Source organism: Trichococcus pasteurii (assembly GCF_900112935.1).
GTDB classification, from domain to species: Bacteria; Bacillota; Bacilli; order Lactobacillales; family Aerococcaceae; genus Trichococcus; species Trichococcus pasteurii.
In genome coordinates, this window is the sequence record NZ_FONM01000003.1 from 24,813 (window position 1) to 37,613 (window position 12,801).

Sequence of the window (12,801 nt, forward strand, 5' to 3'; positions counted from 1 at the left end):
TGGGCAGAAAGATGAGAACGTTCTTTTTTTTTGCCCTGAAGAAACCCGACGAATCGTTTCCATTAAGGTAGGTGTATGAAATGTCTTTAATTTGGCGTTATATCAGTCGGTATAACAAATTATTCTTATTAAATGTGTTGGGAGCTTTCGGGTTCGTGTTTGTGGAACTGGGGTTGCCCACAATGCTTGCAGGCTTGATCAATGAAACGGTTGCTGGCGGCGGAAAAGAGAATATTCTGCGCGCGACTGCGGTTATGATCGGCTTGGCCTTGGTCGGGTTTATGGGGAGAATCATTGTCGCCTATGCAACCGGCAAAATCACTACCAATATGGTAGCGGATATGCGCAATGACATGTACCAAAATATCCAGACTTTTTCCCACGAAGAGTACGACCGCATCGGCGTATCATCGTTGGTGACGCGGGTCACCAATGATGCCTTCATTCTGATGCAATTCGCCCAGATGCTGCTGCGGATGGGGTTGATGACTTTCATCATGATGTTCGCCAGCGCCTTCATGATAGCGCGCACGAGTCCGGACTTATCGATTATCCTGTTGCCGGCTTTTCCGGCGCTGCTTGTGATGATTGTTGTGATCGGCAAAAAATCACAGCCGTTATCTGAGGCGCAACAGCAAAGTCTTGATGACATCAACGGGAATTTGAGGGAATCCCTGTCCGGCATGCGCGTCATCAGGGCGTTCGTGAAGGAAGCATTTCAAGCTGAGCGTTTTGAGGGAGTCAACAAATCGTACAGCGTGGTTTCAAAAAAACTGTTCCGTCTGATGGCTTGGAATCAGCCCGTATTTTCACATGTCATCAATCTGATCATCATCGCCATCATGTGGTTTGGCTCCGGGCAGATCGAAGGAGGCAGCCTTCAACTAGGGGATATGACCGCCTTCATCGAATACAGTTTCCATGCCTTGTTCTCGTTTCTGAATTTTGCGGTCGTTTTCATGATGTATCCGCGGGCCTCGGTTTCTGCGAAGCGGGTCCGGGAAGTGTTGGAAACGACCAGCAGCATTTCCCCGAATGAGGGAGGGATCACGGAAACCAGTACGCATGGTTATCTGAGCTTTGAGGCTGTCAGTTTTGCTTATCCGGGGAATACCGAAACCCCTGTGATCAAAGATATTTCCTTTTCGGCGGGACCAGGGCAAACGATTGCCTTCATCGGGAGCACAGGGAGCGGCAAGTCGACGTTGATCCAGTTGATTCCGCGTTTTTATGATGTCACAAAAGGGCGCATCCTGATCGATGGGCACGATGTGCGCGACTATAATCTGAAAGCTCTACGCAAGAAAATCGGCTTCATTCCGCAGAAAGCCTTGCTTTTCACCGGAACGATCTCCGAAAACCTTCGTTACGGTAAATGGGACGCCTCAAAAAAAGAAATCGAAGAAGCCTCCGATATTTCCCAAGCCAAAGAATTCATTGCGCGCAAACCAAAACGTTTCGATGAGCATTTGGCGGAGGGCGGAAGCAATCTTTCCGGAGGACAAAAGCAGCGGCTGTCCATTGCCAGAGCCATCGTCCGCAAACCGGATATTTATATATTCGATGACAGCTTCTCTGCGTTGGATTACAAGACGGATGCGACCTTGCGCGCGCGGCTCAATAAAGAGACCGGGAAAGCGACGGTCATCATTGTGGCCCAACGCGTCAGCACAATCATGCATGCAGACAAGATCATTGTGATGAATGAAGGTGAGGTCGTCGGTCAGGGGACCCACAAAGAGCTGTTGCGGAATTGTGGGATCTATTATGATATTGCATCCTCTCAGATGAGCAAGGAGGAACTCGCATGAAAAAAGTGGACAAAAAAACGTTGCTCCGGGTATGGGATTACCTCAAATTTTACAAAATGAAGTTCTTCGGCTCCATCCTACTGACCATCGCAATGACGATACTGAACGTACTGGAGCCTTTTGTTATCGGATTTGCCATCACGGAAATCGGCAGAAATGTTTCGGATATGTTGAAAGGCGTGGAGGGCGCCGGCATCAATTATGATTATTTAGCGAAAGTGTTGCTCATATATTTTATTCGGGCACTGCTTTACCAAGCTACGAATCTCTACTCGCAATTGTTTATGACGGATGTCGTTCAGGAGGCCATGCATGATTTGCGCAAGGATTTGAGCGACAAATTGAACCGGTTGCCGATTGCCTATTTTGACCGCAACCAATTCGGGGACATATTGAGCAAAGTGACGAACGATGTCGACTCCATCGCCAATGCGCTGCAGCAATCCTTGCTGCAGGTGCTGAATGCTGTTTTGGGGATCACCTTCGCGCTCATCATGATGTTCACGATCAGTTGGAAGTTGGCTGTCGCCATGGTCGTGCTGATTCCGGTGGCGAGCGTCCTTTCCCAAAAAATCACGCAGCTGTCGCAGCCGTATTTCCGCGGACAGGCGAAATATCTGGGGCAACTGAACGGATTTGTTCAGGAATCGCTCACTGGCTTCTCCATCATCAAGCTTTACGGTAAAGAAGAGGATGTTTATGCCGACTTCCATTCCATCAATGATTCATTGAAAAAGAATGGTTTCAAGGCAGCCTTCATTTCCGGCTTGCTGTCACCGGCTGTGGCACTCGTAACCAATGCTTCCTATATACTAATTGCTGTGCTCGGGATCCTTCAAGCGATTGCCGGGGCGATGACGATCGGTAATGTGCAGGCCATGGTGCAGTACGTCTGGCAAGTCAACCAGCCGATCTCAACGATCACACAATTATCAGCCATCATCCAATCGGCTGCTTCTTCCATCCAACGCGTGTTCGATCTCCTTGATGAAGAAGAGGAGATGCAGGGTGCAGTGAAAGCGAGTTTGCCGAAGGAAATCCGCGGAGACGTCACTTTTGAAAATGTTTCCTTCAGCTATGACAAAGAAAACCCGCTGATCAAGAACTTCAACATCAATGTCAAAAGCGGGGAAACAGTGGCGATCGTCGGTCCGACCGGCGCCGGCAAGACCACGATGATCAATCTGCTGATGCGCTTCTATGAGGTGGATTCGGGCGCAATCAAAATAGATGGACACGACACAAAAGAACTGACCCGTGCTGATTTGCGCTCCCAGTTCGGGATGGTGCTGCAGGACGCATGGCTTTACAAGGACACGATCACAGGGAATATCCGCTTCGGAAAACTGGATGCAACCTTCGAAGAGGTAGTGGATGCCGCGACCACAGCCAATGTCCATCATTTCATCCAAACTTTGGGCGCAGGCTACGATACGGTCATAAACCAGGAGGCCTCCAATATCTCCTTGGGGCAAAAGCAATTGCTGACGATTGCCCGCGCCTTTATCGCGGATCCCAAAATCTTAATACTTGACGAAGCGACAAGTTCCGTAGATACTAGACTGGAAGCTTTGATCCAAAAAGCGATGAAACGCATCATGCAAGGCAGGACCAGTTTTGTGATCGCGCACCGCCTTTCCACCATCCGCGATGCCGATTTGATTCTCGTCATGGACCAAGGCGAAATAATCGAACATGGCAAACACGCAGAGCTGCTGGAAAGAAAAGGGTTTTACTACGATTTGTACACCAGTCAATTCAAAAACGAGTCAGAATAAGGGGAGCAGAAAATTTGAACAACAAAAAATTCATTTTCTTTGATATCGACGGAACATTGCTGAACGATGAAAAGACGCCGCTTGAGAGCACTGTCCAAGCATTGCGCCAACTGCAGAAGAATGGGCATGAAATCGCGATCGCGACAGGGCGGAATCTGTTTCTGGCGCGAGAGGTCATCGATACGTTCCAATTGGATAATTACATCGTCTGCAACGGCGCTGCAGGTTACTTCAAGCATGAACTAAAGTATGAAAACAAATTGGATTTGAATGCATTTGAAAAATTGCTGCAGATTTCCGATGAGAGCGGCCATCAGGTTGTCTACGAATCAGCGCATGCTCTGGCTCGTCGCCATGAATTGATCGAGAACAACGCAAGCGAAGCGATGCGCAGCATCGAGTTCGAAGTCCCTGACCACGATGTGTCTTTCTATCAAAACAATCCGCTTTATCAAGCACTTTTGTTCTACAAAGAAGAAGAGAAAGCAATCTATGAAGACGGCGCTTTTCCGGAATTCCGCTTTGTGCGTTGGCACGACGCAGGCGTCGATGTGTTGCCGAATCCGGGGTCCAAAGCACAAACTGCTCTGTGGATGGCGAAACACCTGGGTTTTGCGCATGAAGATACAATAGCTTTCGGGGACGGAAACAATGATTATGAACTCATTTCCAGCGTCGGCTATGGCGTCGCAATGGGAAATGCGGTCGATCCCGTCAAGGATGTCGCCAAATTTGTCACGAAAGATTGCAATTCAGGCGGAATTGCCTACGCACTTGAAAAATTAGGCTTGTTATAGAAGCGAAAATAGGGTATCATATTATTCATAAGGCGTTTTTGCTGAACGTCGTTGATACCCTGTTGTTTCGGGGGCGTAGCTCAGTTGGGAGAGTGCTTGACTGGCAGTCAAGAGGTCGTGGGTTCGAGCCCCATCGTCTCCATACATCATTAATTAAAAAGCCTTAGAAACGTTGATAGGACGCTACTTATCCAATGTTTCAAGGCTCTTTTTTTGTTTTCCACTCAGAAAAGCACTCAGATTGCATAAAATACCATCAAAAACCAACGAAGGCGGCGAACTTTTCAGCCGTTTTTTCTTTGGCTTTTTTTGTTACGTGCGTGTAAATGTTCATGGTGGTTTGAATATCCGAGTGTCCTAAGCGTTCCTTCACTTCCTGGATCGGCACACCCGCCTCAAACAATAAACTGCAATGGGTATGCCGTAGGCCGTGAGTAGTAATTTTCTTTAGATCATGCTTTTTTATGATCCGATTGATTCGGTTCGTTATGGTGGCATGCTGAATATATCCATTCTTGTAAGTGGTGAAAATTGGTTGCGTTTTACTCAGGGTATTGTAGCCGCATTTCAACAGATCAAGGGCCTGTTCTTTTTTCCAGTCCTTCAAGATGCCAAGCGTCACCTCATCAACGGCGATAGTCCTCATGCTGTTCTTAGTCTTCGGTAATTGGATGATAAGCGTGTTATCTGCCCCCCTGGCAAGCGTTTTGCTCACGGTAATAGTTCCGTGCAGGAAGTCGATATCTTTCCATTCTAGGGCCAAGGCTTCCCCTTTACGGAATCCAGTAAACGAGAGGAGACGGAAGAGGGCGAACCAGCGCAGCATGCCATCCGATCGGACACACTCCAGGAAGTGCTGCAACTCTTCTTTAGAGTAGAAGTTTTCTACTTTCTCCTCATCAACGTTTACTTTCCTCTTAGGTGTAACAACCTTCTTCATCGGATTATCGCGGATTAAGCCAAGCATAACAGCATAGTCCAGAACCGTAGAAACATAATTCTTCATGACCTTGTATTTAGAATGCGTATCACACCATGTTTTAACAGTACGCTGACAGTAGGTGACTGAAATCTTCTCAGCCCTCAGATGGCCAAAAGCGGGCAGAATGTGATTCTTGAATAATTCTTGTGTTTTAACGTAAGTACTTTCTTTTACATTATGCTTGTATACCGATTCGAACCACAATTCATAGAGTTCCCCAAAGGTGGTATAACTGGCCTTTTGATAGCCGCGGTCCTCAACTTCCACCTTCAAACGTGATATAGCAAGTTCTGCATCCTTCTTCGATGCGAACCCTTGCCGTGTCACGTTTATTTCTTTTCCCGTCTCCGGGTTCATGCCCATGTATGCTTTGATTTTATAGTACGTCTTGCCGTCTTTTTTCTTGTATTTGCTGATAATTGTAGCCATGATTTTTCCCTCTTTCCAACGCAGGCAGCGGTTTTCAAGAGGTGGCCTTGTTCCGGATGGTTACGGGTTCGACCATTATTATATATGCTAGTTCTTTTTGTACTTTTGAGTGAGTATTTCTGCAGAAATACGAGCATCCTCAATCAAATCATAGAGCTTAACTTCAAGTTCAGGATCCAATTTCTCGGTTATGATAGTTGTCGCTCTTTCTGGATCGTAAGAAAAATAGTCATCGATGAAAAATTGGATACTTTCTAGTTTATTTATTACAAGACTGATAGCATTTTCATTCGAAATAACTTCTTTTATAAAGTAATCATCGAAATGAATCTCAAACATTACCGTGATGTATTCCTTATATTTCGGAGACAGATAATCCATTCTTTTAGAAATGGGTGAATTTGTAACTCTTTGTAAAATATCCTCCATGATTGCTTCTCGTTTGTCTTCGCTGAGCACCTTTTTAGAAGCATCTAATTGATCGTATAGATCATTTATTAGATTGTAAGCATACTCGTATTGATTTCCGTGTAGTAATTCATCTACAGTGATTCCACCTAAATCAGCTATTATTTTTAATCGTTCATTGTTGGGTAGGCTTTGTCCTTTTTCCCATTTTGAAACAAGGCTTTTATGTGCGTTGCTAATTTTTTCCCCGAATAATTCTTGATTAAGTCCAAGCTGCTTTCTGATGCTAGATATTCGAAAACCTACTTCATTCTTGTTTATATCCATTCCAAGCCCCCATTTTGTTTATTTCCTTTATTATAAATAAAATAGCAAAAAGTAGCAAGTTAATCTTGACTTTTGAATAGTTATACTTTAACATTTAGTTTGTAAGTAGCAAAAAGTAGCGAAAAGAGGTGTGAGATATGTTAAAAGCAGTAGCGAAAACCAAGGTAAGAGGTTATAGGGTCATGCTAGGGAAAACTCAGCAAGAGATGGCAGATTTATTCAATATCTCGAAACAATCATATTCTGCAAAAGAAAGAGGTGTTACCCGATTTTCCGAAGATGAAATGATCACTTTAAAAGAAATGCTACAAGGCTTATTCCCTGGCATAACGATTGATGAAATTTTTTTAGTTAAAAAGTAGCAAATTGTAGCGTTTGGAGGCGGTGAGAACATGGCAGAACTGAGGGTAAAGATCGATGATGCCTTCAATGATGAATTCAAAGCAATGTTGCGAAGTGCGGCGAAGGAAGTTGTTGAAGAGGTAATCAGTCAAGAGACCAGGCTAAAAGATTGGGTAACGGTGAAGGAGATTCAAGAATACTTCGACGTTTCCCCTAACACTGTAGCCGCATGGATTAGAAGTGGATTAGCGGTTTCGACGGTCGGGCAAAAAAGGTTTGTCAGTAAAGCAAACTTAAGCAAATTTTTAGCGGATCACGAAAAATAAAACTAATCGCAGGCAGCGGTAAACACGCTAAAAAATAATGTTTCTGAGTGCAAAGTTGAGTGAAGTTTAACCCTTCATCAATAGAAGGACCGGGAAAAGCTGAATTATCAAGGATTTATATAAAATGGGTTGCGAGTGTAGGAGAATCGAACCCACTTAAAAAGAGGTGATGAAATGAACGGATTAGAGGAAGCCTTCACGGCCGGAATTATGTTATCGGTGCTGACCTGGGGAACGTTGAAGATCGTAGTTAAAAATATCAGAGAGGAGTGGAACCAATGAACGCAGCAGAGAAAGCGGCACTTGATCGGATTCGCGAAAGTCTGGAAGAATTCCCGGACAGTAGGATGGCGCAATATGTCACGGCTGAGGATTTGAAAACACTATTGAAGTTGGTTGAAAAAATGACTCACATTGAAAAGGAGCAGAAAACATGGGGAAAATAAAAAAAGCTTATTTAGAAGAAGTCGGTGCAGTTGATGCGGTAATAGAATCGCTTAGTAGTGCTTTGCAGTCCGATGATACAGAATTTGAAATCATCACAGACGAAGGGCAGCCGAATGAGAGAAGCGAGTGGATCAACCGGGAAGCATTTCTTGAATTCATGATTGAACATGCGATTAATATATTATCCGGAAGCGTTGGTTATCTATTCCAGGATGATGAAAAAAATGCAAAAAAATAACCCTCAGCAGCCGGACAAGCAAGAGAGGGTAAACGGATATTTGAAGCTTTAGGAGGCTTCTTTATCCCCAATTATACCACAAATTCGAATATAAGGGGAAATTAAAAATGGAAACAATTACTAATAAAGAACTAAAAACTCAAGCGAATGAAATCTTTCAACAAGTGCAATCACTAGGGAATTACGCAGCTATCATCCGATCAATGGATAACTCGATATTTGAATTAGCCTCATCGTATGACGTGATTGACGATAACCATCCTGAAGCGGAGAAGTTCAAACAGCATATAGGCGATTTAATAAGCCTCTCAGCAATTTTGCTATCTAGGTATGAGAATGATATAGAGAACCTTTCCGACATCGCTGACGGCTTGAGCACTTGCTTAGCGAAGGGCTTGGAATGAATACGAGACCCAGGAAGGCATAAACAAATACTTTAAAGGTGAGTAGGTGAAATTTTGCAAGGTTGGATAAAACTTTATAGGGAGTTAGGCGATAAGCCGATATGGTTGGAATCAACCCCGGAGCAAAAAGTCATTTTGATAACCTTGCTGATGATGGCTAATCACGATAGCAAGGAATGGGAATGGATGGGTAAACCATATAAGGCAGAAGCCGGGCAATTCGTTACTTCATTACAGAAGATAGCAGCTAAAAGTGGCAAAGGTATATCAATTCAGAATGTCAGAACTGCTTTAAAGCGATTCGAAAAATACGATTTTTTAACAGACGAATCAACAAAGGTGAATAGGCTTATAACCATTGTTAATTGGGGATTATATCAAGGTTCAGGCGATAGGGCTAACAAAGCAACTAACAGTCAGCTAACAGACGACCAACAGAGCGCTAACAGTCAGCTAACAACTAACAAGAATGTAAGAACTAAAGAAGGTAAGAATGAAAGAATAAAAGATAATGTCGAGCTAAAGCCCGACCCCATTCCTTACAAAGAGATTATCGACTATCTGAATCAAAAGGCCGGGAAGTCCTTCAGGCATTCCGCGCCAAGCAATAAGAAGCTTATTAAGGCACGATGGAACGAAGATTACACCTTAGAGCAATTCAAGCGGGTTATTGATAACAAGTGTGAAGACTGGCTCAATGATCCGCATTGGAGCCAATACTTGCAGCCGTCTACTCTCTTTGGAAATAAATTCGATCAGTACTTGAACCAACAGAGCAAAAACGTCAAGCGGATCCCCGAGAAGTCCGATGAGGAAAAAATGCTTGATGAACTATCCCGGCAACGGTTGGCAAATATCCCGATACCGGACGATTTTGAATTTCCATTTTGAGAGGTGAGAAGATGATTAACACAAATAGGATTATGTCCGATCGTAAAGAGTTTGAACGGTTGGCCATTGAAAAAGCCGGATTGCTACCAACAGGCGAATACAGTAAGTGCGACTGGCATGGCAAGTTTGAACTCTTTCAGATCCTGGCGACTGATGAAGTTGTCTGCCCCAAGTGTTACCTGGAAGCACGAAATAAACGCTTTGAGCAAACAGAAACGGCGGGCAGCATCCAATGGCAAGACAAGGAGAAAAAACGCTTCTTTGGACGGCATTCGATCTATGGGGGGCGTTCCTTTCTGGACAAAGGCTTCAAGAAGTTCGATGCCCATTCAAAGCAAGAGGTTGAAGCGCGAGACAAAGCAATGGCGGTCAGCAAAGATATTGCGGCCGGAAAAATATCGAATGTGATTCTGACCGGACCAGCAGGAACCGGAAAGAGCCATATAGCCCATGCGATGCTATTCAACATCAATGAAATGTCAGCTTCCTACAAGAAGCAGCTGACTTGCTTGTTCATTGACTTTACGAGCGTGATGGAGTTAATCCTTGCATCCTACAGCAACACGGCCACAGATAAGAAGACGGCAGATTATTACATAGACCTGATGAAAACGGTTGACGTGCTTGTTTTGGATGATTTAGGAACGGACGTAGGAAAGACCGATACCAAGAAGCAGGCAAGCGACCACACTTATAAAACACTCTTCAAGGTGCTGAATGCGAGGGAAGGCACGAAAAGCACAATCATCAGCACGAACCTCAGCTATGAACAACTGAAGGCGGCCTATGATGAGCGGATCACTTCCAGAATCTCCATGAATCTGATTCTACTGGATTTTTCTTCCATCCAGGATAAGCGGCCCGGCTTCGGGTTCTAAAATATCAAAATTAAGGGGCATTAGAAAGCTTTTGCCCCTTTAATGGGTAAATTGCTCAAAGTTGTAATAAAAATACCGTGTGACTTATAAGGCGAGGTGTGAGGGTGATAAATGAAGATATAATAGCTTATTATTTCAGTTTGAATAAACGTATCACGCGAATCAAGTGGCGGCTGAGGGAATTGCAGATAGACTTCTATCAGCAGACCATGTGCAGCTATTGCACATCAGACGAAAATAAGTTGTATAGCAAAGGCTTCCCCGTTGAAAGCAAAGTTATTGAATTGGTAGATAGCGAAGAACAAGCCAAGAGCCGAATGGCCGTGATGAAATTCAAGCAGAGGCATTTTCTCGCATACTTGAAGCAAATTTCAAGCGCGGACAGGTATTTCCTCACTCACAAATACAAATGGCAGGAAGGCGGTTCAAATGACCGTGTAGAACGTGAGTGTTTTGAGGAGATTCAAGAAATTGAAGAAGCTGCCCGGCATCGGTTCAAGTTGGTTGATGATAACCGGGGATCCAAACTTGAAAAAGTATGCGCAGCCCCCACTACTGGCGAACAATTCACGGCACATTTTGAGGATATGCTGAAACTATTGGAGGTATAACGATCATGAGTGAAACAAGGGAAACGCGGTATATTCTGCGGACGTGGTACAAAGCTTTACGAGATCCGGAGGGGTATTGGTTCAAGCGCAATCTGAAATGGCTATATGGTGGATTGAAGAACGTATCTGATGAAGACCGCCTTCTACTGGCCTATCACTACCTATCAAACGATGGCCGACCGTTGACCGTAGCGGAAGCTGCCAAAAGGAAGCAGATGAGCGTCAAGGATTATAACCGGATGCGTAAAGCGGCAGAAATGCGACTATCCAAAGAAGTGCAGCCGCTGATTGATGCGGACAGACCGAAGAGAAAGGAGTTCCCCATGAACCAGGCGAGAGCAGAACCCGGAAAGAGTTAAATGCGACAACGTTGTCGTATATGGACACACTACATAAAAAATAAAACGAGAAGAGGAAATAAAAATGAACGCATACACTAAAAAAGTAAGAGACACTTCACTAGCATTATACGCAGCACTGAATTTATACGATCAAAAGAAAGCCGAATTAGTGAAAAAACAAGCGGCCGGAATGATTGCGCCAGTGGATTCTATGAGACAACTAGAAGAAAATGCAGCGATTTTCAATAATGCAAAAAGTGCCCACTTCGTAAAATTGGATCAGCTTATAAATGAATATGCTGCCGCTTATGAATCATGGGCAACACCAAGCGGTAAAGACGTTACGGAAGATATGGCACTACTGACAAGCGGCCTGAAACTAAGCCCTGAGGATTATGAGAAGTTGGAAGCCAAATACAAAAATAATTACACCATGCTAAAAGCGATCAAGAGCAACGCGCAAACAAATAAAGTAGATTATGCTTCATCCGCAAGTATCGACAGAGACCAAAAAACGCGCGCGTTCCTGGAATTAGTCGGGGTTGCTAGGAAGGTTTATCAAGGCGCAGAAACAGGCTTTTCCCTGAATAACGTTATCTTTGAAGATGAATCCGAGTTTATGAAGTGGTATGGGGAATTAGATAGAATCATTGAATTGGGATAAATCGTAATTACAAAATAAGACGAAATGGGGAAATAATCATGACAGAAAACACATTACCGGAAATCAAAGGCCTGGCAGCACAAGTAAAAAATTTGAAAGACACATTCGGTGTCATGCAGCAAGATCTGGAAGAAATGGAAGCAAGACAAGCCGAGTTGCTGAATCAATTAGCAAATAAAGGCCTATTGAACCTATCTAGTGTGAAAAAGAATGCTGAACTGCAATTAGAGTATGACCAACTGACGGTTGCTATCCAAAGCCTGACCGACAGAATCAAAGAAATGAAGATGGCGCTCACGGCTTCCGATGGTTCCGGACTCTCTCAAGCAGAAACGATCACACGATTATTCTCAGAATATGGGCAGCAACTAGCAACGGAAAAACACCGGACATTGGTTGAGAAATTATCTCCCCTTTGGAATGAAATGGTGAAGATCCAGGTAGAAGCCTTAAAAGAAAATAACGAAATTCACAGCTTTATGGTTGATGAAGCATCTAAGGTTACTGGCTATCTACCGTTTGAGTCACAAGTAAGAATTAAAAATGCTATTGAGTCATGGGGTTATCCAGTCAAGAATGTTCTGGAAAGTCCACAAGCCATGTACAGCAATCCAGAGTTCACAAGAATTTAGCAAAAAAACATAGGGGTATCGTGCAACGCGAGCCCCTTTTCTAATAAAGTGAGCGTGATCTATATGAGGTTCATCCGCACGACAAACTGGGTGAGAGACGAGACACGAAAGCAAATACAAGAAACGAGGGGTAAAGCATGAAGCCAAATAAAGCGCTATTAAACCGACTAACGAAAGAAAAGGCCACAAGGAAAAGCATGATCGGAAAAACGGACAAACAGAAGGTTATCGAGATCCTGCAGGGATTGGATGACAGCGATGCTTTTGTCTTACTGACCGCAGGGAAAGAAAACAGGCTAGTAACCAATATCAGCGATCGAAATTATTATTATGGGGTCCTGATGAATGGCATGTTATCGGTCCCGAAAGAAGGTGAAATCTGATGCTAGAAAAATTACTGGCAAGCACAAAGGCGCTGACCGTCTTAATGCTCATGATCTTCTTGCTGGCATTAGCCGGAATAACGACATATAAGGGTGTTCTGCTTATCTGGAA

General features: G+C 44.1%; 17 protein-coding genes and 1 tRNA gene. 16 read left to right on the plus strand and 2 right to left on the minus strand.

Features of this window, described 5'->3' with window-relative positions:
* Window positions 1-80 precede the first annotated feature (80 nt).
* The 4 genes from BM184_RS04300 (at window position 81) to BM184_RS04315 (ending at window position 4,528) form a co-directional block, all read left to right on the plus strand.
* Window positions 81-1,811, plus strand: coding sequence for an ABC transporter ATP-binding protein (locus tag BM184_RS04300; RefSeq protein ID WP_086941752.1), 1,731 nt, complete (start codon window positions 81-83; stop codon window positions 1,809-1,811).
* Window positions 1,808-3,589 (plus strand): ABC transporter ATP-binding protein, encoded by a 1,782-nt coding sequence (locus BM184_RS04305; RefSeq protein ID WP_086941751.1) that lies wholly within the window; start codon window positions 1,808-1,810, stop codon window positions 3,587-3,589. Before BM184_RS04300 ends, BM184_RS04305 begins: the two co-directional genes overlap by 4 nt.
* Window positions 3,590-3,603: 14 nt before the next feature.
* A complete protein-coding gene (locus tag BM184_RS04310) occupies window positions 3,604-4,386 on the plus strand; it encodes a Cof-type HAD-IIB family hydrolase (protein WP_245830527.1) in 783 nt (260 codons plus the stop codon).
* Window positions 4,387-4,455: 69 nt separating this feature from the next.
* Window positions 4,456-4,528, plus strand: a tRNA-Ala gene (locus BM184_RS04315).
* A gap of 114 nt (window positions 4,529-4,642) precedes the next feature.
* On the opposite strand, the gene BM184_RS04320 is transcribed toward BM184_RS04315, so the two are convergent.
* Complete coding sequence (locus BM184_RS04320; protein WP_086941749.1) at window positions 4,643-5,797, minus strand: tyrosine-type recombinase/integrase; 1,155 nt, start codon at window positions 5,795-5,797, stop codon at window positions 4,643-4,645.
* Window positions 5,798-5,884: 87 nt separating this feature from the next.
* A complete protein-coding gene (locus BM184_RS04325; protein WP_086941748.1) occupies window positions 5,885-6,532 on the minus strand; it encodes a helix-turn-helix domain-containing protein in 648 nt (215 codons plus the stop codon).
* A gap of 137 nt (window positions 6,533-6,669) precedes the next feature.
* Here BM184_RS04325 and BM184_RS04330 point away from each other — a divergent pair, with 137 nt between their 5' ends.
* The 12 genes from BM184_RS04330 to BM184_RS04380 all read left to right on the plus strand — a co-directional run bounded on the left by BM184_RS04330 (window position 6,670) and on the right by BM184_RS04380 (window position 12,689).
* A complete protein-coding gene (locus BM184_RS04330; protein ID WP_086941747.1) occupies window positions 6,670-6,894 on the plus strand; it encodes a helix-turn-helix transcriptional regulator in 225 nt (74 codons plus the stop codon).
* A gap of 30 nt (window positions 6,895-6,924) precedes the next feature.
* A complete protein-coding gene (locus BM184_RS04335; protein ID WP_086941746.1) occupies window positions 6,925-7,200 on the plus strand; it encodes a helix-turn-helix domain-containing protein in 276 nt (91 codons plus the stop codon).
* A gap of 278 nt (window positions 7,201-7,478) precedes the next feature.
* On the plus strand, window positions 7,479-7,646 hold the full coding sequence (locus BM184_RS15250; protein ID WP_177208532.1) for a hypothetical protein: 168 nt from the start codon (window positions 7,479-7,481) through the stop codon (window positions 7,644-7,646).
* Complete coding sequence (locus BM184_RS04340; protein ID WP_086941745.1) at window positions 7,634-7,885, plus strand: hypothetical protein; 252 nt, start codon at window positions 7,634-7,636, stop codon at window positions 7,883-7,885. Before BM184_RS15250 ends, BM184_RS04340 begins: the two co-directional genes overlap by 13 nt.
* A 107-nt stretch (window positions 7,886-7,992) precedes the next feature.
* Window positions 7,993-8,289, plus strand: coding sequence for a hypothetical protein (locus BM184_RS04345; RefSeq protein ID WP_086941744.1), 297 nt, complete (start codon window positions 7,993-7,995; stop codon window positions 8,287-8,289).
* A gap of 54 nt (window positions 8,290-8,343) precedes the next feature.
* Window positions 8,344-9,180 (plus strand): conserved phage C-terminal domain-containing protein, encoded by an 837-nt coding sequence (locus tag BM184_RS04350; protein ID WP_342746112.1) that lies wholly within the window; start codon window positions 8,344-8,346, stop codon window positions 9,178-9,180.
* 11 nt (window positions 9,181-9,191) lie between these two features.
* Window positions 9,192-10,058, plus strand: a complete 867-nt coding sequence (locus tag BM184_RS04355; RefSeq protein WP_086941742.1) for an ATP-binding protein — start codon at window positions 9,192-9,194, stop codon at window positions 10,056-10,058.
* A 104-nt stretch (window positions 10,059-10,162) separates the two neighbouring features.
* Window positions 10,163-10,669 carry a hypothetical protein gene (locus tag BM184_RS04360; protein WP_086941741.1) on the plus strand — a complete coding sequence of 169 codons (507 nt, stop codon included), beginning with the start codon at window positions 10,163-10,165 and terminating at the stop codon, window positions 10,667-10,669.
* 5 nt (window positions 10,670-10,674) lie between these two features.
* Complete coding sequence (locus tag BM184_RS04365) at window positions 10,675-11,028, plus strand: hypothetical protein (RefSeq protein WP_086941740.1); 354 nt, start codon at window positions 10,675-10,677, stop codon at window positions 11,026-11,028.
* A gap of 64 nt (window positions 11,029-11,092) precedes the next feature.
* Window positions 11,093-11,674 (plus strand): hypothetical protein, encoded by a 582-nt coding sequence (locus BM184_RS04370; protein ID WP_086941739.1) that lies wholly within the window; start codon window positions 11,093-11,095, stop codon window positions 11,672-11,674.
* Between the two features lie 38 nt (window positions 11,675-11,712).
* Window positions 11,713-12,306, plus strand: coding sequence for a hypothetical protein (locus tag BM184_RS04375; RefSeq protein ID WP_086941738.1), 594 nt, complete (start codon window positions 11,713-11,715; stop codon window positions 12,304-12,306).
* A gap of 137 nt (window positions 12,307-12,443) precedes the next feature.
* Window positions 12,444-12,689 carry a hypothetical protein gene (locus tag BM184_RS04380; RefSeq protein WP_086941737.1) on the plus strand — a complete coding sequence of 82 codons (246 nt, stop codon included), beginning with the start codon at window positions 12,444-12,446 and terminating at the stop codon, window positions 12,687-12,689.
* The last annotated feature ends 112 nt before the right edge of the window (window positions 12,690-12,801 follow it).

Bases quoted from the DNA above. Each gene is read 5' to 3' on its own strand.
- BM184_RS04300 (WP_086941752.1), top strand. From the start codon at position 81: ATGTCTTTAATTTGGCGTTATATCAGTCGGTATAACAAATTATTCTTA.
- BM184_RS04305 (WP_086941751.1), top strand. From the start codon at position 1,808: ATGAAAAAAGTGGACAAAAAAACGTTGCTCCGGGTATGGGATTACCTC.
- BM184_RS04320 (WP_086941749.1), bottom strand. From the start codon at position 5,797: ATGGCTACAATTATCAGCAAATACAAGAAAAAAGACGGCAAGACGTAC.
- BM184_RS04325 (WP_086941748.1), bottom strand. From the start codon at position 6,532: ATGGATATAAACAAGAATGAAGTAGGTTTTCGAATATCTAGCATCAGA.
- BM184_RS04330 (WP_086941747.1), top strand. From the start codon at position 6,670: ATGTTAAAAGCAGTAGCGAAAACCAAGGTAAGAGGTTATAGGGTCATG.
- BM184_RS04335 (WP_086941746.1), top strand. From the start codon at position 6,925: ATGGCAGAACTGAGGGTAAAGATCGATGATGCCTTCAATGATGAATTC.
- BM184_RS15250 (WP_177208532.1), top strand. From the start codon at position 7,479: ATGAACGCAGCAGAGAAAGCGGCACTTGATCGGATTCGCGAAAGTCTG.
- BM184_RS04340 (WP_086941745.1), top strand. From the start codon at position 7,634: ATGGGGAAAATAAAAAAAGCTTATTTAGAAGAAGTCGGTGCAGTTGAT.
- BM184_RS04345 (WP_086941744.1), top strand. From the start codon at position 7,993: ATGGAAACAATTACTAATAAAGAACTAAAAACTCAAGCGAATGAAATC.
- BM184_RS04355 (WP_086941742.1), top strand. From the start codon at position 9,192: ATGATTAACACAAATAGGATTATGTCCGATCGTAAAGAGTTTGAACGG.
- BM184_RS04365 (WP_086941740.1), top strand. From the start codon at position 10,675: ATGAGTGAAACAAGGGAAACGCGGTATATTCTGCGGACGTGGTACAAA.
- BM184_RS04370 (WP_086941739.1), top strand. From the start codon at position 11,093: ATGAACGCATACACTAAAAAAGTAAGAGACACTTCACTAGCATTATAC.
- BM184_RS04375 (WP_086941738.1), top strand. From the start codon at position 11,713: ATGACAGAAAACACATTACCGGAAATCAAAGGCCTGGCAGCACAAGTA.
- BM184_RS04380 (WP_086941737.1), top strand. From the start codon at position 12,444: ATGAAGCCAAATAAAGCGCTATTAAACCGACTAACGAAAGAAAAGGCC.